This is a genomic window from Pseudomonas sp. (genome assembly GCF_050739655.1).
In the GTDB taxonomy this organism is placed as follows: Bacteria; Pseudomonadota; Gammaproteobacteria; order Pseudomonadales; family Pseudomonadaceae; genus Aquipseudomonas.
Window position 1 is genome coordinate 1 of record NZ_JBOIBY010000673.1, and the last position, 24,056, is coordinate 24,056.

Annotated in this window: 10 protein-coding genes; 6 read left to right on the plus strand and 4 right to left on the minus strand. The window is 61.2% G+C overall.

Annotated features, from left to right (window positions below; all coding sequences use genetic code 11):
* Positions 1-831: 831 nt before the first annotated feature.
* Complete coding sequence (locus tag ACRESJ_RS31825) at positions 832-13,830, minus strand: non-ribosomal peptide synthetase (RefSeq protein WP_431761447.1); 12,999 nt, start codon at positions 13,828-13,830, stop codon at positions 832-834.
* A 432-nt stretch (positions 13,831-14,262) separates the two neighbouring features.
* Here ACRESJ_RS31825 and ACRESJ_RS31830 point away from each other — a divergent pair, with 432 nt between their 5' ends.
* Positions 14,263-14,811, plus strand: coding sequence for an RNA polymerase factor sigma-70 (locus tag ACRESJ_RS31830; RefSeq protein ID WP_431761448.1), 549 nt, complete (start codon positions 14,263-14,265; stop codon positions 14,809-14,811).
* A 150-nt stretch (positions 14,812-14,961) separates the two neighbouring features.
* Here ACRESJ_RS31830 and ACRESJ_RS31835 read toward each other — a convergent pair whose 3' ends face one another.
* The 3 genes from ACRESJ_RS31835 to ACRESJ_RS31845 form a co-directional block, all read right to left on the minus strand.
* A complete protein-coding gene (locus ACRESJ_RS31835) occupies positions 14,962-15,969 on the minus strand; it encodes a GNAT family N-acetyltransferase (RefSeq protein ID WP_431761449.1) in 1,008 nt (335 codons plus the stop codon).
* A gap of 79 nt (positions 15,970-16,048) precedes the next feature.
* Complete coding sequence (locus ACRESJ_RS31840) at positions 16,049-16,855, minus strand: substrate-binding periplasmic protein (RefSeq protein WP_431761450.1); 807 nt, start codon at positions 16,853-16,855, stop codon at positions 16,049-16,051.
* Between the two features lie 94 nt (positions 16,856-16,949).
* On the minus strand, positions 16,950-17,573 hold the full coding sequence (locus ACRESJ_RS31845) for a TetR/AcrR family transcriptional regulator (protein ID WP_431761451.1): 624 nt from the start codon (positions 17,571-17,573) through the stop codon (positions 16,950-16,952).
* A 164-nt stretch (positions 17,574-17,737) separates the two neighbouring features.
* On the opposite strand from ACRESJ_RS31845, the gene ACRESJ_RS31850 reads away from it, so the two are divergent.
* From ACRESJ_RS31850 to ACRESJ_RS31870, 5 genes are read left to right on the plus strand one after another with little or no spacing between them, the layout of a single operon-like run.
* Positions 17,738-19,540 carry an acyclic terpene utilization AtuA family protein gene (locus ACRESJ_RS31850; protein ID WP_431761452.1) on the plus strand — a complete coding sequence of 601 codons (1,803 nt, stop codon included), beginning with the start codon at positions 17,738-17,740 and terminating at the stop codon, positions 19,538-19,540.
* A gap of 12 nt (positions 19,541-19,552) precedes the next feature.
* Positions 19,553-20,422 (plus strand): SDR family oxidoreductase, encoded by an 870-nt coding sequence (locus tag ACRESJ_RS31855; protein ID WP_431761453.1) that lies wholly within the window; start codon positions 19,553-19,555, stop codon positions 20,420-20,422.
* A 3-nt stretch (positions 20,423-20,425) separates the two neighbouring features.
* On the plus strand, positions 20,426-22,042 hold the full coding sequence (atuC, locus tag ACRESJ_RS31860) for a geranyl-CoA carboxylase subunit beta (protein WP_431761454.1): 1,617 nt from the start codon (positions 20,426-20,428) through the stop codon (positions 22,040-22,042).
* A gap of 28 nt (positions 22,043-22,070) precedes the next feature.
* Positions 22,071-23,228 (plus strand): citronellyl-CoA dehydrogenase, encoded by a 1,158-nt coding sequence (atuD, locus tag ACRESJ_RS31865; protein ID WP_431761455.1) that lies wholly within the window; start codon positions 22,071-22,073, stop codon positions 23,226-23,228.
* Positions 23,225-24,022 (plus strand): enoyl-CoA hydratase/isomerase family protein, encoded by a 798-nt coding sequence (locus tag ACRESJ_RS31870; protein ID WP_431761456.1) that lies wholly within the window; start codon positions 23,225-23,227, stop codon positions 24,020-24,022. The genes atuD and ACRESJ_RS31870 overlap by 4 nt, the downstream gene beginning before the upstream one ends.
* Positions 24,023-24,056: the final 34 nt, after the last annotated feature.

The following is a 24,056-nucleotide window of genomic DNA, read 5'->3' on the forward strand; positions in this document are numbered from 1 at the left end:
CAGCAAGCCGGCTCCCACAGGGTCCTGCGTCGATCACAAAATCCACCCACCCCACCTGCCACTGTGGGAGCGGGCTTGCCCGCGAAGAGGCCGGCACATCCAACATCGATATCGCCTGACACGACGCCATCGCCAGCAAGCCGGCTCCCACAGGGTCCTGCGTCGATCACAAAATCCACCAACCCCACCGGCCACTGTAGGAGCGAGGCTCGCCCGCGAAGAGGCCGGCGCATTCAACATTGATATCGCCTGACACGACGCCATCGCCAGCAAGCCGGCTCCCACAGGGTCCTGCGTCGATCACAAAATCCACCAACACCACCGGCCACTGTGGGAGCGAGGCTTGCCCGCGAAGAGGCCGGCACATCCAACATCGATATCGCCTGACACGACGCCATCGCCAGCAAGCCGGCTCCCACAGGGTCCTGCGTCGATCACAAAATCCGCCAACCCCACCGGCCACTGTGGGAGCGAGGCTTGCCCGCGAAGAGGCCGGCACATTCAACATTGATGGCGCCTGACACGACGCCATCGCCAGCAAGCCGGCTCCCACAGGGTCCTGCGTCGATCACAAAATCCACCCACCCCACCTGCCACTGTGGGAGCGGGCTTGCCCGCGAAGAGGCCGGCAAACCCAACATCAATGTTGTCTGACCTGCCGCCATCGCTAGCAGGCTAGCTCCCACAAGGGACCTGGGTATCCACAAGTGTCGTGTCCACCACCGACCACTGTGGGAGCTAGCCTGCTAGCGATGAGGCCATCACTTTTAGCATTGATGGTCGCTGACACTCCGCTATCGCTAGAAGGCTCCCACAGTATTTTTTCGCCGCTCAGAACCCCTCCAGCTCCGCCATCAGGTCATTCAGCCGATCCACCTTTTCCTCGGTGATGTCGCTGGCCGCCAGGCCGTCGATGTACTGCGCCAGCTCCTCCACCGTGCTGCATTCGAACATCGCCCGCAACGGCACATCCCGTTGCAGGGTTTTCTGGACCCGGGAAGCGATCTGCGTGGCCAGTAGCGAATGCCCGCCCAGCTCGAAGAAGTTGTCGCGCACACCCACCTTCTCCACCTTCAACACCTCGGCCCAGATAGCGGCCAATGTCTGCTCCAGATCAGTGCGCGGCGCCTGGTAATCCTGGCTTTGCAGCTGACCGATCTCCAGCACCGGCAGTACCTTGCGGTCCAGTTTGCCGTTGGCGTTGAGCGGCATTTTGTCCAGCCACAACCAGTGCAGCGGCACCATGTATTCCGGCAGCTCAGCGCGCAGGCGTAGCTTGATACGCTCCAGACATTCTGCCGAATCCGGCGTGGCATTCGCCGCCACCAGATAGCCCACCAGATGCTTGCCGTTGACACCCTCCTGCACTCCGACCGCCGCCTCGCGGACTTCCGGTTGTTCGTGCAGGCGCGCTTCGATTTCACCCAGCTCGATACGGTAGCCGCGAATTTTCACCTGATGGTCGATACGCCCGACATATTCCAGCACACCGTCAGTGCGACGGCGGGCCAGGTCGCCGGTGCGGTACAGACGATCGCCCGGTGCGCCAAACGGGTTGGGCACAAACACCTGCGCGGTACGCAGTGGATCGCTGACATAACCACGCCCGACGCCGGTACCGGCGACGCACAACTCGCCTACCGCGCCCAACGGCACCAGCTCCAGCGAGCCGTCGAGGAGGTACAAACGGTTGTTGTCAGTCGGCGTACCAATGGGCAGATAGCTGCCGCGAGTGGAGGCCAAATCCACGCGGAAAAAGGCCACGTCATCCGAGCATTCAGCCGGACCATAGGCATTCACCAAGCCGATGTCCGGATAACGCAGCAGCCACTGATGGGCCAGTTCCGGCTGCATCGCCTCACCGGTCGGCAGCATCCAGCGCAGACCGTCGAGGCTCATGCGCTCCTGGGCGAGCATGCCCTGGATCAGCGACGGCACGCTTTCGAGCACGGTAATGCCCTGGCTCTGCACATGGCTGAGCAAGCCCTGCGGATCGTGGGCAATGGTGTTTGGCACGATGTCGACCCGCGCACCGAACAACGGTGCGGCGAGGAACTGCCACACGGAAATGTCGAAGCTTTGCGAAGCAGTCTGGGCGATCACGTCGGACTCGCTCAGGTCCAGGTACGGCACCTTGCTCAATTGGTTGTTGAGCATGCCGCGCTGTTCGACCATCACGCCCTTGGGCAAACCGGTGGAGCCCGAGGTGTAGATCACGTAGGCGAGATTGTCCGGGCCGCTGTAAATGCCCGGGTTGGTCACCGAAACATGGCTGGCCTGCACCTCTTCCCACACCAGCAAGCGAGGCCGATTGGCACAACCGAATTCTTCCAGCAGTGCAATGGCTTGCTCGCGACAGGCTTGGGTACAGACCAGCAACGGCGTGCGGCTCAAGTCGATGATGCGGCTCAGGCGCTGGCTCGGCAGGCCTGGGTCCAGCGGCAGGTAACCGGCCCCGGCCTTGAAGCTGCCGATGATCATGCCCAGCAGATCCAGATTACGCTCGGCCAGCAGCGCCACCGGTTGATCCAGCCCGACACCGGCAGCCACCAAGGCATGACCCAGTCGGTTACTGCGCTGGTTCAGCTCAACGTAGCTGAGCTGCTGATCCAGGTAACTGGCGGCGATCCGCTGCGGATGCCGCGCAACCTGCGCTTCAAACAAGGCGACGTAGCTCTGCTCCAGCGGGTAAGCGTGCTCGCTCTGGTTGCAACCGTGGATCAGGAAGTCCTGTTCCTCAGCGCCCAGCAACGGCAGGTCCACCATTTCACCGTGGAAACCTTCGACCAGCGCCAGCAGCAAACGCTTGAACTCACCGAGCATGCGCTCGACTGTGATTTCATCGAAGTAACGCTGGTCGTAGGACAGGTGCAAGCCAAGGTCATCGCCTGGGTAGCACACCGCCGTCAGCGGGAAGTTGGTGTGGGTCCGCCCCGAATCAGAAGTCGCGTTCAGGCTTTGTGCACGGTCCAGTACCGAGACTTCCACCGGGGCGTTTTCGAACACGAACAGGCTGTCGAACAGTGGTTGGCCTTTGGGCAACTCGCTGTTTTCCTGAATGCTCACCAGCGGCAGGTATTCGTACTCGCGCAAATGCATGTTGCTGTCGAGTAACCCGGTGAGCCATTGGCGCACGCTGCAACGCTGGTCGTCCTCAGGCATCTTCACCCGCAGCGCGATGCTGTTGATGAACAGGCCGACGGTGCGTTGCATCTGCGGCATTTCCACCGGGCGCCCGGCTACGGTGACGCCGAACAACACATCGCGATCACCGCTCAAGCGACGCAGCACCAAGGCCCACGCCGCCTGGGCGAATGTGTTGATGGTCAGCTGATGGGCCTGGGCCAGTTCACGCAGTTTTGCACCGTCACGGGCGTCGAGTCGGGTGTAGCGGTCGCCGACGATCATGCCGCCGCTGTCGCCGGCATGTTCACGCAGGAACGGCCGGTCGCTCGGGATCGGCGTGGTCCGTTCGAAGCCTTGCAGGTTGGTTTTCCACCACTGCCGCGCTTCGGCCAGGCTCTGGCGTTGCAGCCAGCCAATGTAGTCGCGATAGCGCGGCGGCACGGCCAGCTGTGCTTCCCGACCTTCGCCGAGGGCCATGTAGATCTCGAAGAAATCGTTCATCAGCAACGAGCGGCACCAGGCATCGATGAGGATGTGGTGGTTGCTCATCATGAACCAGTAGCGCGCCGCGCCCACGCGGATCAGGCGCAGGTGGAACGGCGCCTGGTTGAGCAGATCGAACCCGGCCTCGCGCTCAGTCTTGAGCAAGGTTTGCAGCCGAGGTTCTTGCTCGGTTTCGGCGATATCGCTCCAGTCGAGGTATTCGATCGGCGTGCTGCCAGGCTTGTGGATAACCTGCAGCATGTCTTCGCCGACGTTCCAGCAGAACGATGCACGCAAGGCTTCGTGGCGGGCGATGACCGCTTGCCAGGCCTGGGCGAAACGCTGCGGATCGAGTTCGCTGTTGATGCGGTAGCGATCCTGCATGTAGTACAGACCGGTGCCCGGTTCCAGCAAGGTGTGCAGCAGCATGCCCTCTTGCATCGGCGTCAGCGGATAGACGTCCTCGATCTGGGCGGGAGGAATCGGCAACGCATCCAGTTGCGTCTGGCTGAGTTTCGCCAGCGGGAAGTCCGACGGTGTCAGGCCGCCCACCTCGTTGCGCAGGCAATGTTCGATCAGGCTTTGCAACTCGCCCACATAAGCGTGCGCCAGTTCGGTAATGGTCTGCGGATCATGACGCTGGGCGCTGAACGTCCAGCGCAGAACCAGTTCGCCGCCGTAGACCTGACTGTCGACACTCAGCTCGTTGGGCAACGGTGCATTCGCGTCGTGGGCCGCGCCGATGCTTTCATCCAGCGGATGGAACAACGCGTCGGCACCGAAGCTCTGATCGAACTGCCCCAAATAGTTGAAGGTGACCGGCGCCACCGGCAACTCGGCCATGCGCTGGCGACTCAGGTCGTCGGCAAGATAACGCAGCACGCCATAACCCAAGCCCTTGTGCGGCACGGCGCGCAATTGCTCCTTGATGGCCTTGATCGACGCGCCCTGCCCGGCCGCCTCTTCAATGTTCGACGGGGTCAGGCGCAACGGGTAAGCACTGGTAAACCAACCGACCGTACGGGTCAGGTCGATCTCGTCGAACAGCGCTTCACGTCCGTGGCCTTCCAGTTGAATCAACGCCGATGTATCGCCGGTCCAGCGGCACAGCACGCGGGCCAGCGCCGTCAGCAGCAGGTCGTTGACCTGGGTGCGATAGGCACTCGGTGCCTGTTGCAGCAATTGCCGGGTGCGCTCGCTGTCCAGTCGCACGCTGACGGTTTGTGCATGTCGATTGTGGCGGCCACCTTCGGGACGATCACAGGGTAGCTGCGCACTCGGCCCTGCCAATTGCGCCTGCCACCAGCTCAGCTCTTCACGCAGGGATTCGCTACCGGCATAGGCTTGCAAGCGTGCGGCCCAGTCCTTGAAGGCACTGGTTTTGGCCGGCAGTTTCACCGCTTGCTGCGCGTCGAGTTGGCGATATACGGTTTGCAGATCGTCCAGCAGCACACGCCATGAAACGCCATCGACCACCAGGTGGTGAATCGCGATGAACAACCGTTGCTGATCCTCGGGACCATCGACCAGCAGCACGCGCATCAGCGGCCCATTTTCAAGATCAAGGCTTCGCTGAGCGTCGGCAAACAGTGCCGCGCATTTGTCCATGGATGTCACGCGCACCTGCCATAGCAGCGGCGTATCGGAAATTGCCTGGTGCTGCGCGTGCCATTGGCTGGCGACCTGGCTGAAGCGCAGGCGCAAGGCATCGTGCTGTTCAATCACCGCCAGCAGTGCTTTCTCCAGGCGATGGGGTTCCAGAGGCACGGTCGGTTGCAGCAACAGCGCCTGGTTCCAGTGTTGGCGCTGTGGAATGTCGGTATCGAAGAACCAGTGCTGGATCGGCGTCAGGCGTGACTCACCGCTGATCAGTCCTTGCTCGGCTGTGACCTGCTCGGTGCGGGTCGCCACTGCGGCGAGGGTTTGTACGGTCTGGTGCTGGAACAGGTCGCGGGGGCTGAAGTGAATACCCTGCTGCCGCGCACGGCTGACCACCTGGATCGACAGGATCGAGTCACCGCCCAGCTCAAAGAAGTTATCGTTGAGACCGACCTGATCGACGTTCAGCACTTCGCACCAGATCTGCGCCAGTGTGATTTCCAGGGCGTTGCTCGGCGCCACATAGTGCTGGCGGTTCAGCTCCGGGTCCGGCGCCGGCAGTGCGCGACGGTCGAGTTTGCCATTGGCGGTCAGCGGCATGCTGGCGAGCAAGATCAGATGCATAGGCACCATGTAGTCCGGCAGTTGCGCTTTCAGGCAGGCCTTGAGCGATTCACGCAAAGCGCTTTGCTGCGCTTCGTCCTGCTCCGCGACATCGGATACCAGATACCCAACCAGCTGCTTGCCACTTGGGGCATCCAGCGCAAGCACCACGGCCTCACGTACCGATTCATGCTCCAGCAGGCGGGTTTCGATTTCACCCAATTCGATGCGGAAACCGCGAATCTTCACTTGGTGATCAATACGGCCCAGATACTCCACCAGACCATCGGCACGCTGACGCACCAGGTCGCCAGTGCGGTAGATACGCCCGCCTTTGACGGTGAATGGATCCGCCACAAAACGTTCAGCGGTCATGCCCGGACGTTGGTGATACCCCTGGGCCAGACCCGCGCCACCGACGTACAACTCACCCGTCGCGCCTTGCGGAACCAGTGCCAGATCGGCATCGAGAATGTACGCGACGCGGTCGCCGATCACGCTGCCGATCGGCACGCTGCCCAAGCCGTCCTCCAGTACTTCAGGCGCCAGGCTGGCCAGTGGCATGACCACGGTTTCCGTCGGGCCGTAGGCGTTGAAGAACACACTCGGTTTGAACGTTGCCCGAATGCGCGCCAGGTGTTCGCCGGTCAGCGCCTCGCCACCGGTGATGATCATGCGCACCGGCAGAATCTCGTTGCGAGTTGCCAGCCATTGCGCCAACTGGCTGCCATAGCTTGGGGTAAACCCGAGAACGTTGATGTGATGGGTACGGATCAAGCCGCAGATTTCCTCGGCGTCCCACTGGCCTTGTGCACGCAGCACCACTTGAGCGCCGCTCAACAGAGGGACCAACAGGCGCTCGGTGGCGGCGTCGAAGTTGATCGAATAGAAATGCAGTTCGCAATCGTCAGGGCGCATGGCGAAACGCTCGATCACCGCGCGACAGTGCATGGCAATTTCGCCGTGGGAAACCACCACACCTTTCGGTTTACCGGTGGAGCCCGAGGTGTAGATCAGGTACGCCTGATGTTGTGGCAGGCTGATAAACGGCAGTTCGCTGTCCGGGTACTGGGCCAGTTTTGCGGCGTCTTCTTCCAGGCACCAGCGGTTGACGGTTGACGGCAATTCGCCCAAGGCATTGAACATCGCCGTATCGCTGAGCAGCAGGCCGACGCCGCTGTCTTCGATCATGTAATGCAGGCGCTCGAGCGGGTATTCCGGGTCCAGCGGCACATAGGCGCCACCGGCCTTGAGGATCGCCAGCAGGCCGATGACCATTTCCAGCGAACGCTCCAACGCCAGGCCGACCCGCACTTGTGGGCCGACTCCGCGCTCGCGCAGCATCCAGGCCAGGCGATTGGCTTGGCTGTCGAGCTCGGCATAGCTCAGGGTTTGCCCGGCGAACGTCAGCGCCGGTGCATCCTTACGCACCCGTGCCTGCTCGGCGAACAGGTGATGGATGCATTGATCAAGACGATGCTCGCCCGGCTCGACGCCGAGGCTGTCGAGCAGGCTTTGCTGCTCCGTGGCGTCGAGCAACGGCAATTCACTCAGACGCCGCGAAGGATCGGCGATCAGCGCCTCCAACAGATTGCGCCAGTGCGCAGCCATGCGGGCAATGCGCGGCTCGTCGAACAGATCCGTGCTGTAGGTCAGGCAGCAACCCAGGCGATGGTCGAGGTCGGTGACTTCCAGGTTGAGGTCGAACTTGGTCGCACGGGCATCGTTGGCCAGGTACTCGACGGTCATGCCGGCCAGGGTACGGCTCTGTTGGAACTCCCAGCGCTGCACATTGCACATCACCTGGAACAACGGGTTGTAGGCGGCACTGCGCGGCGGCTGCAAGGCCTCCACCAGATGATCGAACGGCAGGTCTTGGTGGGATTGGCCTTCGATCACCGTGTGGCGAACCTGCTCGAACAATTGAGCCACGGGCATCTGCCCGTCGAGCTGGCAACGCAGCACCTGGGTGTTGAGGAACGCACCGATCAGCCCTTCGCTCTCCGGACGAATCCGGTTGGCCACCGGCGCGCCAATGCGCAGATCGGTCTGGCCGCTGTAGCGGTACAGCAGCGTGGCGAGGGTTGCGGTCATGGTCATGAACAGGGTCAAGCCGTTTTGCGCGTTGAAAGCGCGGACCCGTGCGGCGAGGTCATCACTCAAGTCGAAACGGAACAGCTCGCCCTGGTGGCTTTGCACTGGTGGACGCGGACGGTCGGCCGGCAATTCCAGCAGCGGATGTTCGCGGCCCAGTTGCGTGGTCCAGTAGTCGAGCTGGCGCTGACGTTCGCCGGACTCCAACCACTGACGCTGCCAGACACTGTAATCCAGGTACTGCACGGGCAGCGGTTGCAGCGGCGACTCGCGATCATCGACGAACGCTTCGTACAACGCGCTGAGTTCACGGGCAAAGATGTCCATCGCCCATCCTTCAGTGACGATGTGGTGCAGGGTCAGTACAAAGTAATGTTCATGCTCGGCGGTCTTGACCAGGCAGGCGCGCAGCAGCGGCCCGGTTTCCAGATCAAATGGCTTGTGTGCCTCATCATCGGCCAGATGCTGGACCTGCCACTCACGGCTATCGGCATCCAGTTCGGTGAAATCCTTCCTTTCCAGGCGCACGCCCGTCTCGGCATGCACGTGCTGGCGAGCGACACCATCGATGCTCGGGAATGTGGTGCGCAAGGTTTCGTGGCGCAGGATCAGCGCTTGCAAGGCAGCGTCGAAACGATCGACATCCAGCAACCCGCGCAGGCGCGCCATACCACCGACGTTATACGCGGGGCTTTCCGGTTCCATCTGCCAGAGGAACCACATGCGCTGTTGGGAATAAGACAGCGGCACCGGCTGGCTGCGGTCGACCTTCTCGATCGGCGGCTGTTTGTTGGTGCTGCCGCTGGCCTGGATCAGGCGCACCTGATCGGCAAACGTCGCCAGCTCACTGTGCTCGAACAGTGCTCGCAACGGCAACTCGACGTCACAGGCCTGACGGGTGCGGGAGATGATTTGCGTGGCCAGCAGCGAGTGCCCACCGAGGGCAAAAAAATCATCGTGCAGACCGACGTGCGCCAAACCGAGCACTTCACGCCAGATGCCGGCGATTTTCCGCTGCAGTTCAGTCACCGGTTCGACGTGTTCACGAACCTGCCACTGCGGCTCGGGCAACGCTCGACGGTCGAGTTTACCGCTCGGGCCAAGGGGCATTTGCTCCAGGCGCATCAGCTGTGCCGGAACCATGTATTCGGGCAGTTGCGCCGCCAACGCGGCTTTCAGCCGAGTTGTTTGTGCATCCACGGGTTCAGAACAATCGGTGGAGGTGTAGTAACCGATCAGTTGGTCACCCGCCGAGGTTTCGCGAACCAATACCACGGCCTGGGCCACGCCGTCCTGCGTCAGCAGTCGCGCTTCAATTTCCTGGGGTTCGACACGAAAGCCACGCAGTTTGACCTGCTGGTCGAGACGCCCCAGGTATTCAATCACGCCATCGGCGGTCCAGCGAGCACGGTCACCGGTGCGGTACAAACGCGCGCCCTGCTCGCCCGACGGATCGACCACGAAACGCTCGGCGGTCAGGCCCGGGCGCCCCAGATAACCTCGGGCCAGGCCGCTGCCGCTGATGCACAATTCACCCGGCACGCCGGTCGGCACGGGATTGAGATCGCTGTCGAGAATACGGCAAACCACATTGCCCAATGGCCGGCCAATCGGCGTGCGTTCACCATCGGCGCGACTGCAATGCCAATGAGTGACATTGATCGCGGTTTCGGTCGGGCCGTAACGGTTGTGCAGTTGCACAGCCGGCAGTTGCTCCAGAACCCGGTTGCGCAGTTCGCAAGGCAAGGCTTCGCCACCCGAGAACAATCGACGCAGGCTGGTGCATTCGGCACTGAGCGGTTCGTCGATGAACAGCGAAAGCAGCTGTGGCACGAAGTGCAGCGTGGTCACGCCGTATTGCTGAACCAGTTGCGCGATGCGATGCGGATCGCGGTGCTCGCCGGGGCCGGCCATCAGCAAACGCGCACCGATGATCAAGGGCCAGAAGCACTCCCACACCGACACGTCGAAACTGATCGGCGCCTTTTGCATCAGCACGTCGGAGTCGTTCAGGCCATAGGTGTCCTGCATCCATTGCAAGCGCTCGGCGAGGGCTGCGTGGGTGTTGCCGACGCCTTTGGGTTGCCCGGTGGAGCCGGAGGTGTAAATCACATAGGCCAGGTTGTCGCCATGCAGATGCAGGCCCGGCGCATGGCTTGGCCAGCTCTCCAGATGCAGGGCGTCCAGGGCGATCACACTGACGCCATCGGTCGCTGGCAAGCCTTCCAGTAATTGGGTTTGTGTCAGCAGCAACTCGACACCGCTGTCGTTGAGCATGTAGGCCAGTCGCTCGGCGGGGTAATCCGGGTCCAGCGGCACGTAGGCGCCGCCGGCCTTGATGATTGCCAGCAGGCCGATCAGCAACTGCGGTGAACGCTCGTAGGCAATCGCCACGCAGACATCCGGACCCACGCCTTTGTCGCGCAGGTAGTGGGCCAGGCGATTGGCCCGGGTGTGCAGTTCGGCGAATGTCATCTGGCCGCCGTCCCACTGCAACGCAATGCGCTCTGGCGTCAGTCGCGCCTGATCATTGAGCAGCTCGGGCAGCCATTGGTTGGCCGGCGTGCAGGGTGCAACGGCCCAATTGGCTTGCTGATGGTGCTCGGTTTCGCTCAGCAATTGCAGGTCGCCGAGTGCAGTTTGCGGACGCTCGCAGACCCCGCGCAACAGGTTGGCGTAGTGCTCGGCCAGACGCTCGATGGTCGCGCCGTCGAACAACTCGCTGGCGTAGTCGAAGGACAGGCTGAGGCGACCGTTGCGGTCTTCTTCACTGTGCAATTGCAAATCGAACTTGGCCTGGCGGCTGTGCCACGGCAATTCTTCCGCCAGTAACCCGGGCAGGCGTTTCAATGCACTGAGGTCGCGTTGCTGGTGGTTGAACATGACCTGGAACAGGCCCTGTTCACGGGCCTGCGGGAAGGCTTCGAGCAATTGTTCGAACGGCAGGTCCTGATGCGCTTGTGCGCCCAACGCCGCCTGACGGGTATGCCCCAGCAACTCACTGAACGGCAGTGGCGAGTCCATCTCGGCGCGTAGCACCTGAGTGTTAATGAAGAAGCCAATCAGGCCCTGGGTTTCCAGGCGTGGACGGTTGGCGTTCGGCACGCCGATGCGGATGTCACGCTGGCCGCTGTAGCGATGCAACAAGGCCTGGAACGCCGCGAGCAGCAGCATAAAGGCTGTCGATTCATGGGCCTGGGCGCACTGGCGAATTGCATTGCCGAGGGCGGCATCCAGCCGCACGGTGTGGCGGGCGGCGCTGTGCAGACGTTGTGCCGAGCGTGGATGGTCGGTGGCCAGGCTCAGGGTGGGGTGTTCATCACTTAACTGTGCTTTCCAATACGACAGTTGGCGCTCTCTCTCCCCTTGCGCCAGCCATTGGCGTTGCCAGCTGCCGTAGTCGACATACTGGATCGGCAAGGGGGCAAGTGTCGCTTGCTGGCCTTGAGAGATCGCCGCGTACAGCCGCGAAAATTCGTCGATCAAAACGTTCAGCGACCAACCGTCAGCGATGATGTGATGCATCGTCACCAGCAACTGATGGTCGTCTTCATCGAGGCGTATCAGGGTTACCCAGAGCAGCGGGCCTTTCTCCAGATCGAACTGGGTGTGGGCCTCGTCCTCGCGGATTTGTTGCGCGCGAGCTTCACGCTCGGCCATGGGCCGGTCGCTGATGTCGATCAACTGAAGATTGAACTCACCGGCCGCATCGACCTGTTGCAGCGCCACTCCATCACGTTCGAAGAAGCGTGTGCGCAGAGATTCATGGCGTTCGATCAGTTGCTGGAAACTGGCGCGCAAAGCGTCTTCATCCAGTTCGCCACGCAGGCGCAAAGCACCGGGAATGTTGTAGGCAGTGCTCAATGGGTCAAGTTGCCAGGTCATCCATAGACGGTTCTGTGCCAGCGATTGCGGCAGCGCTTGATGGCGCGACAGCGCGGTGATGGCGCCTTGGGCCAGACCACCGTCCTGTTGCTGACCGGCGACCGCATCAGCGAAGGCGCCAAGGGTCGGCGCTTCGAACAGCAGGCGCAGATTCAACTCCAGCCCCAGTTCTTCTCGTAGCCGCGCCACCACTTGCGTGGCCGCGATGGAGTTGCCGCCAAGAAGGAAGAAGTGATCGTCGGCGCCAACCTGTTCGACCTGCAGCTGTTCGCACCAGATCCGACCGATCAGGCTTTGCAGCTCCGAGCCGGACTCGGAATGAGCGGCGCTTTCGGTAGCTGCCGAAGGAAACACGGCATAGCTGTCGAGGCTACCGTCCGCCAGACGACTGCGGCACGCCGAGCGCTGCAATTTACCGCTGGAAGTCTTGGGCAGCGCCCCCGGATTGAGCAGCACCACCACGCTCGGGGCTTCCTGACAGGCTTCGGCGACGGCTTGGCGAATGGCTTTGATCAACGCTTCGGGTGGCAGGATTTTTTGCACGCTGCGGCTGATTTCCGCCGCGATGCCGATGCCTTCCTGACCGTCCAGGTTGACGGCAAACACAGCGACGCGCCCTTTGCGCACCACTTCCACTTCACGCTCGACGGTCTGCTCGATGTCCTGTGGATAAAGGTTGTGGCCGCGCACGATCAGCATGTCTTTCAGGCGACCAGTGATGAACAGTTCACCGTCGCGCATGAAACCCAAATCGCCGGTGCGCAGCCAGGTACGGCCAGCGTGCTGGACGAAGGTTTTGGCGGACGCTTCAGGGTTGCGCCAGTAGCCGTGGGCGATGCTCGGGCCGGCAGCCCAGACTTCGCCGACGGCGTTGTCCGCGAGTTCCACAAGCGATACCGGATCGATAATCAGCACCGCGTGCTCCGGCTGACTGATGCCGCAGCTCATGATCGCGCTGCCTTCGCCAGCTTCTGCGCGGTTTTGCGTCAGGGCCTGTTCGTCCACGCGCAGATTGCCAATGCCTTGACCACGTGGTGTACCGGCGACGAACAAGGTGGCCTCGGCCAGGCCATAAGAGGCCATGAAGCTGTCTTCAGTGAAACCGCAGGTGGCGAATTTCTCGGCGAAACGCTCCAGGGTGTCGAGCCGGATTGGCTCAGACCCGGAGTACGCAACGCGCCAGCCGCTCAAGTCCAGGCGTTCCAGCGCTGACTCGCTGACCCGCTCGCTGCACAGGCGATAGGCAAAGTCCGGCCCGCCGCTGATGGTGCCGCCGTATTCGCTGATCGTTTCAAGCCAGCGCAACGGTCGGCCGAGGAAGTAGGCCGGCGACATCAACACGCACGGTACGCCGCTGAAAATCGGCTGCAACAGGCCGCCGATCAGGCCCATATCGTGGTACAGCGGCAACCAGCTGACGATCACGTCATCGGGGTTCAGGTCGATGCCGAAGCCGTGGCGAATCAGCAGCTCATTGGCGACCAGATTGCCGTGGCTGACTTGCACGCCTTTGGGCAACGCAGTGGAGCCGGAGGTGTATTGCAGGAAGGCGATGTGATCGCCTTGCAGATCCGGCGCAACCCAACGATCGGACAATGTGTCGTCGAGGGTATCGACACACAGCAGCGGCGGCGCACCTTCGATTTGCAGCAACGAATCACGCAAACCGGCGCTGGTCAGCAGCAGGCGCGGCTCGGCATCGCCGATGATCGACAACAAACGTTCCTGGTGATGACGGCGCGTCGACTCCGGCGGATAAGCCGGCACGGCGATTACGCCGGCGTACAGGCAACCGAAAAACGCGGCGACGTAATCCGGGCCGCTGGGAAACAGCAGCACCGCACGATCACCAAAGTCAGCCTCGGCTTGCAACGCGCCAGCAATCGTTCGCGCACGCTGATCCAGCTCGCGATAACTGAGCACCACAGCCTGATCCTGGGTTTCGGCGAGAAAACGCAAGGCGACTCGATCCGGCGTCGAGGCCGCACGGCGCTGAAGGGCTTGGACCAGTGTGCTGGGGAGTTCGAACGCGTCGGTCATGAGGTTTCCTGCCTGAATTCGGCTTGCATGGTGAAATCGGTTTTGGGACGAGTGAATACCTGTAGGAGCAAGCTTGCTCGCGATGGTCGTCAACGATGACGATGGGTGCCTGACACCCCGCAGCGTTCTCATGCCCATCGCGAGCGCGCTCGCTCCTGTAGGAGTTCAGTAATCAGATATCCCAGTGTTTTCCACCAATGAGAACGGATGACATCTGCAAATAATTAGTCGGTCGGTTTGAACGCTAATCGGGCCATGGGCTGCAAGCGGGGGCGTCAACGTGCCGCAGTTCTCACTCTGCACCTTCATGGATCATTGGTTATATTTCTCATTTGACAATAATTATCATTACGAATAATTTGTCGCTCGATGTGTAGGACGGCCCAGGTCTTCTTGTCGTCCCACTAACCTTTTGGCAGCAGGGTGATCTCCATGACGGAACAGGTTTCCACAAGCAGGTGCGATTCGCCGTTACTTCAGGCATTCGTCGACAATCGACTGATTCTGGTCAAGATTGCGGCCCGCATCACCGGCTGCCGGTCACGCGCTGAAGATGTGGTGCAGGACGCGTTTTTCCGACTGCAGTCCGCGCCGCAGATCACGTCTTCGTTCAAGGCTCAGCTGAGCTACCTGTTCCAGATCGTGCGCAACCTGGCGATCGACCACTACCGCAAACAGGCGCTGGAGCAGAAGTATTCCGGGCCTGAAGAAGAAGGCCTGAATGTGGTGATCCAGGGGGCTTCGCCAGAAACCTCGCACATCAATTTTTCGACCCTGGAAAACATCGCCGACGCGCTGACCGAGCTGCCAAGCCGGACCCGCTATGCCTTCGAGATGTACCGTTTGCACGGCGTGCCGCAGAAAGACATCGCCAAGGAACTGGGCGTCTCGCCAACCCTGGTGAACTTCATGATCCGCGATGCGCTGGTGCACTGCCGCAAGGTGTCGGGCAGTCGTGCGGGCAGCATTGCTCGTCGTTAAGATCTGAAATTTGCATTTTGATGGGGACGCAGAGCGTCCCGGGCTGCATTCCCACGCAGAGCGTGGGAACGATCAAACCGCGAAACCTGTGGGAGCTGGCTTGCCAGCGATGACTGGCTCAAGACCACAACAGATCTTGAGCCCAGCGCATCAAGACAAATCACACCGATCAAAAAACCGCTCACGCCCCAGCGCCATCAACGCTGCACGCTTGTGCGGGAAGTCGAACTCTTTTTCGCAATGGAATCGTTGATCCTGCATGTACCCGATCATCCTGGCGTTGTCGGCACGCGGCTCGGCGACCACCCGTTGGGTACGCGGGTCATCAAGAAACAGGTAATGCACCAGCGCTGATAACCAGCTCGCCACCTTGTGCGGGCCGCGATGATTTTCTTCACCCACCAGCATGTGAATGCCACGGTCGTAATCACCGGCATCGTAGAACGGTGCGATGCGATCTTCCTTGGCCCAGTAGGCTTCGTAATAGGCAAACGGTTGATCGTCGAAACAGCCGATCAATGTCAGGGTATGGGGATCGGCCTGAAGTTTGGTCAGGTACTCGCGATGCTGTTCGAGGCTGCCCTCCTCCTGCCAGAAACTCGCGACCCGCGCACTGTTCTGCCAACGATTGAAACGGGCCAGGTCCAGGTCGATATCCACCGTACGCAGGGAAATCCACATGCCCAGCCGCGCATCAAAACGCCGATAAACCTCACCTTGCGGTTTCACCGGTCGTAGCGGATGTCGCTTGCCCGCACTGATGACCATTTGCTGCGGATAGCTGCCGGTCAACGACTGCCCCAGCCAAGGCTGCGGCAATTGCCAGAACAGGGTGCGCTCGCAGTGATATTCGCCGCTGACTGGGGCGGGGATCAGCAAACCGCTGAGCAGCGCTTGTGTCGGTTGCTCATCGAGTTTCCAGGTCAGGCGCTGGCAGGCCGGATCACGGGCGAACAGCCAGTAACACGCACTCCACAGGGCCAGGCTGTCAGGACGACCCTCTTGCAATTGCACCATCAGTTCGGGGTTACGGGTCAGCTGCAGCTGGATCAGCGATTGGCCGTCAAGGCAGAGGCTCAGTCGGTTTTCGGTTTCATCAGCTAAAAGGCGACTGCCTGTGGGTAAACACAGGGCCGCCAGATCGTTCAAATTGGGCATGGGTCGGGCTCACGATATCGTCGACAGTTCTACGATGGGACGTGAGCCGAGGCGGGGAATTTAAGAGAAGCGTGGGATTTCAGTTACCGGGCACCGGTACAACCGCAATCTTGTAGGGATCGAAAATCTTCAGCATCTGACCGTTGTCTCGCAAGCCTTGCAGCAACTTGCCGAATGTTTCGCCGGTGATGGGCGCGGTCGGGCGCAGGATGGCGTAGTGGTGATAAACCTGATCGACACGCTCGGACACCAGCAACTCGTTGACGACACTCAGATTGCGCAAAAAGTAATCGCTGAGGTAGGACCGTGTGACCAACGCGATATCCGCGCGACCGCGCAGCACCATCAGCAGGTTGCTGTCGTGGGAGTAGGTCAGGGTCGCGTTGTAGTTTTTGGCGAGGTACTGGGGTTCGGGATTGAAGTCGGCGAAGGCGTAGTGATAACCACTGAACAACGCCAGGCGCTTGCCGGCAAGCTCGGCAAAGTAATCCTGCTGGCGAACCTGTTGATTCTCGGGTTGGCGTTGCGCGACGAAAATTTCCGCGTCTTCAAGCCCCATGTCGACATCGGTGTGGGGAATTTCTTTCCAACCCCAGGCAGGGTTTTCGAAAATCGCCATGTCGATCCTACCCTGCTTGAAATCACCAAAGCGTCGAGGGATGGACGTGGGCACCAGAACGAATTGATAGTCGCTTTGCGAAGCATTGAGTGCTTCGACCAATTGCGGGAGCAAGCCTGTATCAGCACCTTGTTCAGGGCGCACGGTATAGGGGGGAAAGTGGGCGGCACCGATTCGCACCAGTTGCGCAGCCTGGGATGGCAGCATCCATGACGCGACAAGTGTCGCCAGCAAAAGCTGCGAAGCCGTCCGAATTGGCGAAGACATCAACACAAGTTGCTCCCCAAAATACTGCATCAATGCAATCAAGCCAGGTGGTTTGGCCTAGTTAGCCAGTTTCCGGCTGACTGTTACAAGCTATTTACTTCTCCTCGAGCACCAGAATCAGCGCCTCGTCAGCGAGTTGGTCCAGGCTCATGCTGCCATCGGCGCGAAACCAGGTGGTGGTCCAGGACAGCGCCCCGGTCAGAAAACGCCGGGCAATGAACACATCACCACGGATAAAACCGGCGCTCTTGGCTTCACCCAGCACCTGCAACCAGATGTCTTCATAGATGTCGCGCAGTGCCAGCACCTTGGCCTGACCCTCCTCGGACAGCGAGCGCCATTCATAGACCAGCACCGCCATCGCTTCGCCGCTGCCGCCCATGATCGACTGCAATTCGCAGCGGATCAGCGCCAGCACCCGCTCGCGCACGCTACCGGCCTCGGCGAGGGCCGCTCGCATCAACGCGGTGTTATAGCGAACGGTCTCTTCCATCACTGCCCGCAGGATTTCATCCTTGCTTTTGAAGTGATGAAAGATGCTCCCCGACTGAATGCCCACGGCGCCGGCCAAATCGCGCACGGTGGTGCGCTCGTAGCCTTTGTTGCGAAACAGGTGGGCCGCCACTTGCAGTAGCTTGCCACGGGCGCTGTCCGGATCGGTCAACTGGCCGTCGTCGACCAGTTCGCGCATGACCCTCAGGGCTTTTTGCTCATCCACCCGTTCTCTCCTACAGTCGTGATCACCGCTAAAACAGCGGGGGTTGCGCGGGCAATTTAAGCTGGTGCCAGCAACCAAGCAAGCGCTCGGGAAGAAGATATTTATCTCGTTTACAAACCAAGCGCTTGCTTGGTAGTCTCGAAACACTTCTCTCGGAGGTGGTTATGGAGTTGACTGCGCCTGAAAAGATTCGCATCGGTTGTGCCAGCGCGTTCTGGGGCGATACCTCCACCGCTGCCGCGCAACTGGTGGAAGGTGGGAATCTGGACTACCTGGTATTCGACTACCTTGCCGAAATCACGATGTCGATCATGGCCGGGGCACGGATGAAAGATCCGTTGAGCGGCTATGCCAACGACTTCATCGAAGTCCTCAGCCCCCTGCTTCCACAACTCGCCGAACAACAAATCCGAGTGATCAGTAATGCGGGCGGCATCAATCCGCAAGCCTGCGCCGCCGCCCTGCAAGCGGCCTGTGACAAGGCCGGGGTCGCGTTGAAGATCGCCGTGCTACTGGGCGATGACCTGCAACCGCAATTCAAACAGCTGAGCACCCTGGGCATCCATGAAATGTTCAGCGGGGCTGCGCTACCTGCCATGTGCGTCTCGACCAATGCCTACCTCGGTGCACCGTGCATCGTCGAGGCCTTGCGACTGGGGGCGGATATTGTGATCACCGGGCGCGTGGTCGACAGTGCCGTGGTCAGTGCCGCGCTGTTGCATGAGTTCGGCTGGTCGTGGCACGACTACGACAAACTGGCCCAGGCCGCGCTGGCCGGTCACATCATCGAATGCGGCGCCCAGTGCACCGGCGGCAACTTCACCGATTGGCGCGATGTGCCCGACTACGAACACATCGGTTTTCCCATCGTCGAGGTCAGCACCGATGGCCAGTTCATCGTCAGCAAACCGGAAGGCTCAGGCGGCCTGGTCACACCGCTGACGGTGGGCGAGCAGATGCTGTATGAAATTGGTGACCCGCGGGCCTATCTGCTGCCGGACGTGGTGTGCGATTTCACCCAGGTCAAATTGCACCAGCAAGGCAAAAACAGAGTCCAGGTGCACGGCGCCAAAGGCCTGCCGCCAACCGATCAGTACAAAGTCAGCGCCACGTATCCGGATGGTTTCCGCTGCACCGCCAGTTGCCTGATCGTCGGCATCGATGCCGTGGACAAGGCCCGGCGAGTCAGCGCAGCCATCATCAACAAGACCTCGGAAATCTTCACTCAGCGCGGCTGGGCGCCCTACAGCGAAGTGAGCATCGAACTGCTGGGAAGCGAGGCAACCTACGGCCCCCATGGCCAGCGCCATGACACCCGCGAAGTGGTGATCAAGCTCGCGGTGCGCCATCCGAACAAACAGGCATTGATCGTCTTTTCCCGGGAAATCGCCCAGGCCGCCACCGGTATGGCGCCGGGGCTGACCGGCATCGTTGGCGGTCGCCCCACGGTTTACCCACTGATCCGGCTGTTCTCGTTCCTGATCGACAAAACCGCCTGCACGCTGGACATTGATTTCATGGGCCAGCGCCATCCGTGCACCCTGCCCGCCCTTGATGCGCTCGACACCGCCGACTTGCCTGCACCGCTTGAGCCACCGAGACCGAGGGGACTGGCCGACGCCAGCATCGCGCTGGTAAAGCTTGCGGTCGCGCGTTCAGGTGATAAGGGCAACCACAGCAACATCGGTGTCATGGCCCGCGATCCCGAGTACCTGCCGTGGATCGCCGAAGCGCTGACGCCTGCGGTCATCGTCGACTGGATGAGCCATGTCCTCGATCCGGTACTTGGGCGCGTCGAGCGTTGGTATCTGCCCGCCAGCCACAGTCTGAATTTCCTGCTGGAAAACGCCCTGGGTGGCGGCGGTGTCGCCAGCCTGCGGATCGACCCCCAAGGCAAGGCGTTCGCCCAGCAGTTGCTGCAGATCCAGATTCCGGTGCCCCAGCGCATCGCCGACCAGCTCAACTAGAGGACAGTCGCCATGGCTTACGATTCGATTTTCAGAACTGATCTGTTTGCCGGCCAGACCATTATCGTGACCGGCGGCGGCAGTGGCATTGGCCGTTGCACCGCCCATGAACTGGCGGCCCTGGGCGCCCATGTGATCCTGGTCGGTCGCAAGGCCGACAAACTCAAAGCCGTCACCGCCGAAATCATCGAGGACGGTGGCAAAGCCGACTGGCGAACCTGCGACATTCGCGAGGAAGAAGCGGTGACGCAGCTGGTCAGCGAACTGATCCGCCAGCACGGCCCGATTCACGGCCTGGTCAACAATGCCGGCGGACAGTACCCCTCGCCCCTGGCGTCGATCAATCAGAAAGGTTTCGAAACCGTAATGCGCACCAACCTGGTGGGCGGTTTCCTGATGGCCCGGGAAGTGTTCAACCAATCCATGAGCAAGCACGGCGGCGCCATCGTCAACATGCTGGCCGACATGTGGGGTGGCATGCCAGGCATGGGCCATTCGGGCGCGGCGCGTTCGGGCATGGACAACCTGACCAAGACAGCTGCATTCGAGTGGGGTTACGCCGGGGTGCGGGTCAATGCCGTGGCGCCGGGTTGGGTCGCGTCCAGCGGCATGGACACCTATGAAGGTGCGTTCAAGGCTGTGATACCGACCTTGCGCGAACACGTTCCGCTCAAGCGCATCGGTACCGAATCGGAAGTCAGCGCGGCGATCGTTTTCCTGCTCAGCCCGGCGGCCGCGTTCATCAGCGGCAGCACCTTGCGTATCGATGGTGCCGCCAGCCTCGGCGGGCGGGCATGGCCGATTCACAAGGCTACCAACAGTGAGTCGTACAACGGCTTCCATCGTGCCTACCTTCCTGACGTGCTCAAGGACAAGGAATAACCCATGCCGGTCATTCAGACACAGGTGGACGCACTCAGCGAACAGTTCGCCCGTAATCGGGCGGCGATGCTGGCGGACATCGAGCAGTTGCGCGCACTCGAACAGAACCTGCTGGACAAGGCCGCCGAAGCCAAACCCAAATTCGACAAGCGCGGCCAATTGCTGCCCCGTGAACGTCTCAACTTGCTGCTGGACCCCGGTGCACCCTTTCTTGAACTATCCAGCCTCGCCGGCTACAAACTGCACGACGACAAGGACGGCAGTTCAGCCGGTGGTGGTTTGATCGTCGGCATCGGTTACGTGTCCGGCGTGCGTGCGCTGGTGGTGGCGAACAACAGCGCGATCAAGGGCGGGACCATCTCCCCCAGCGGTTTGAAAAAATCCCTGCGCCTGCAACAGATCGCCATGGAAAACAAACTGCCGGTGATCACCCTCGCTGAGAGCGGTGGTGCCAACCTCAATTACGCCGCGGAAATTTTCGTCGAAGGCGCGCGCAGCTTTGCCAATCAAGCGCGGATGTCAGCCATGGGCCTGCCGCAGATCACGGTGGTACACGGCTCGGCCACGGCGGGCGGTGCTTACCAGCCAGGTCTCTCGGACTACGTTGTGGTGGTGCGCGGCAAGGCCAAGCTGTTTCTCGCCGGCCCTCCGCTGTTGAAAGCGGCGACCGGTGAAATCGCCACGGACGAAGAGTTGGGCGGCGCCGAGATGCACGCGCAAACGGCCGGCACTGCCGAATATCTGGCCGAAAACGATGCCGATGGCGTGCGCCAGGTGCGCGAGATCGTCAGCCTGCTGTCATGGAACGATCAACTGCCATGGCAACCTGAACCACAATGGGCAGAACCGCTCTACCCCATCGACGAACTGCTGGGGCTGATCCCGGACGACCCGAAAAAACCTTACGACGTGCGCGAAATCATCGCCCGTATCGCCGACGGATCGAACTTCCTTGAGTTCAAGGCCGAGTTCGATCAACAGACCGTGTGCGGCCATCTGAAAATCCAGGGTCGCGCTTGCGGCTTCATTGGCAACAACGGACCGATCACACCCAAGGGTGCGAGCAAGGCGGCGCAGTTCATCCAGCTCTGCGACCAGAGCCGCACACCGCTGCTGTTTTTCCACAACACCACCGGGTTCATGGTCGGCACCGAATCAGAGCAACAAGGTGTGATCAAGCACGGCGCCAAGATGATTCAGGCAGTGGCCAATGCCCGGGTGCCAAAGCTGACCATCGTCGTCGGCGGTTCCTATGGCGCCGGCAACTACGCGATGTGCGGCCGTGGCCTGGACCCGCGCTTTATCTTCGCCTGGCCCAACAGCCGCACCGCCGTGATGGGCGGCGCGCAAGCGGGCAAAGTGCTGCGCATCGTCACCGAAGCCAAACAGGCCAAGGACGGACTGGTGCCCGACCCGAAAATGCTCGACATGCTGGAACAGGTCACTGCGCAGAAACTCGACAGCCAGTCCACGGCGCTCTATGGCAGTGCCAATCTGTGGGACGACGGTTTGATCGATCCGCGCGATACCCGGACCTTGCTCGGTTACCTGCTGGATATCTGTCACGAGGCCGAGGTGCGGCCGCTGCAAGCCAACAGTTTTGGCGTAGCCCGGTTCTAGGCCGACGACTAAAGGGAGAACAATAAAAATGATCTTTACCCGGGAACACGAAGCACTGCGTCGCACCGTCCGCCAATTCGTCGAGCACGAAATCAATCCGCACGTCGAGGAATGGGAAAAGGCCGGGCGGTTTCCGATCCACGATATTTTCCGCAGGGCCGGCGACCTCGGTCTTCTGGGGATCTCCAAGCCAGAAAAATTCGGCGGGATGGGCCTGGACTACAGCTATTCGATCGTCGCTGCCGAAGAGTTCGGCACCATCCATTGCGGCGGCATTCCGATGTCCATCGGCGTGCAGACCGACATGTGTACGCCAGCCCTGGCCCGTTTCGGCTCCGATGAGTTGCGCGACGAGTTCCTGCGTCCAGCCATCAGCGGCGAGCAGGTAGGCTGCATCGGCGTCTCCGAAGTGGGTGCCGGTTCCGACGTGGCCGGATTGAAAACCACGGCGCGCAAGGACGGCGACGACTATGTGATCAACGGCAGCAAGATGTGGATCACCAACTCGCCCAGTGCCGACTTCATCTGCCTGCTGGCCAATACTTCGGATGACAAGCCGCACATCAACAAGTCGCTGATCATGGTGCCGATGAACACGCCGGGCATCAGCCTGAGCTCACACCTGGACAAGCTCGGCATGCGCAGTTCGGAAACCGCCCAAGTGTTTTTCGACAACGTGCGCGTACCGCAGCGCAACCGCATCGGCCATGAAGGCGCGGGGTTCATGATGCAGATGCTGCAGTTCCAGGAGGAACGCCTGTTCGGCGCGGCCAACATGATCAAGGGCCTGGAATACTGCATCGACAGCACCATCGAGTACTGCAAGGAGCGCAGGACCTTCGGCAGCGCGCTGATCGACAATCAGGTGATTCACTTCCGTCTGGCCGAACTGCAAACCGAAATCGAATGCCTGCGGGCACTGGTCTATCAAGCCACCGAGCAATACATCAAAGGCCAGGATGTGACACGCCTGGCCTCCATGGCCAAGCTCAAGGCCGGGCGCCTGGGCCGCGAGGTCAGCGACAGTTGCCTGCAATATTGGGGCGGAATGGGTTTCATGTGGGACAACCCGGTGGCCCGCGCTTACCGCGATGTGCGGCTGGTGTCGATTGGTGGCGGTGCCGATGAAATCATGCTGGGGATCATCTGCAAACTCATGGGCATCCTGCCGGGGAAAAAGAAATGAACGGCCTCCCGGATAGCCAGACCCTGTTGCTGGAACTGCACAACGGCGTGTTGCACATCACCCTCAATCGCCCGCAAAGCCGCAATGCCATGAGCTTGCAGATGGTCTCCGAACTGCGCGCAGTGTTTGCGGCGGTGCTTGACGATCGAGGTGTTCGGGCGGTAGTTATCGGCGGTGCCGGTGGGCATTTTTGTGCAGGTGGCGACATCAAGGACATGGCCAATGCCCGCGCCCAGGGCTCAAGCGCACATCGCGATTTGAACAGGGTATTCGGCGCACTGCTGCAAGACGTGCAACAGGCGCCGCAAGTGGTGATCACCGTATTGCAAGGCGCTGTGCTCGGCGGTGGTTTGGGCCTGGCCTGTGTCAGCGATATCGCCATGGCCGATCACTCGGCCCAATTCGGCTTGCCGGAAACCAGCCTTGGCCTGTTGCCGGCACAGATCGCCCCGTTCGTGGTCCAGCGCATCGGCCTGACCCAGGCCCGAAGACTGGCGCTGACGGCGGCGCGCTTCGATGGCACCCAGGCACGACGAATGGGCCTGGTGCACTTCGTCGAACACGACCCGCAAGCACTGGCCGAGCGCCTTGATGGGGTATTGGCCCATGCACTGTGCTGCGCGCCGGAAGCGAATGCGGCGACCAAGAAACTGTTGCTGGCCAGTGCCGGGCAACCCTCGGATGCGCTGCTGGATCAAGCCGCCGAGTGGTTCAGTGAAGCGGTGACCGGTGCGGAAGGGGTCGAAGGAACCATGGCCTTCGTGCAAAAACGCAAACCGGGGTGGGCCTCCTGAAAAGCATCGCGGGCAAGCCCGCTCCCACAAGGAT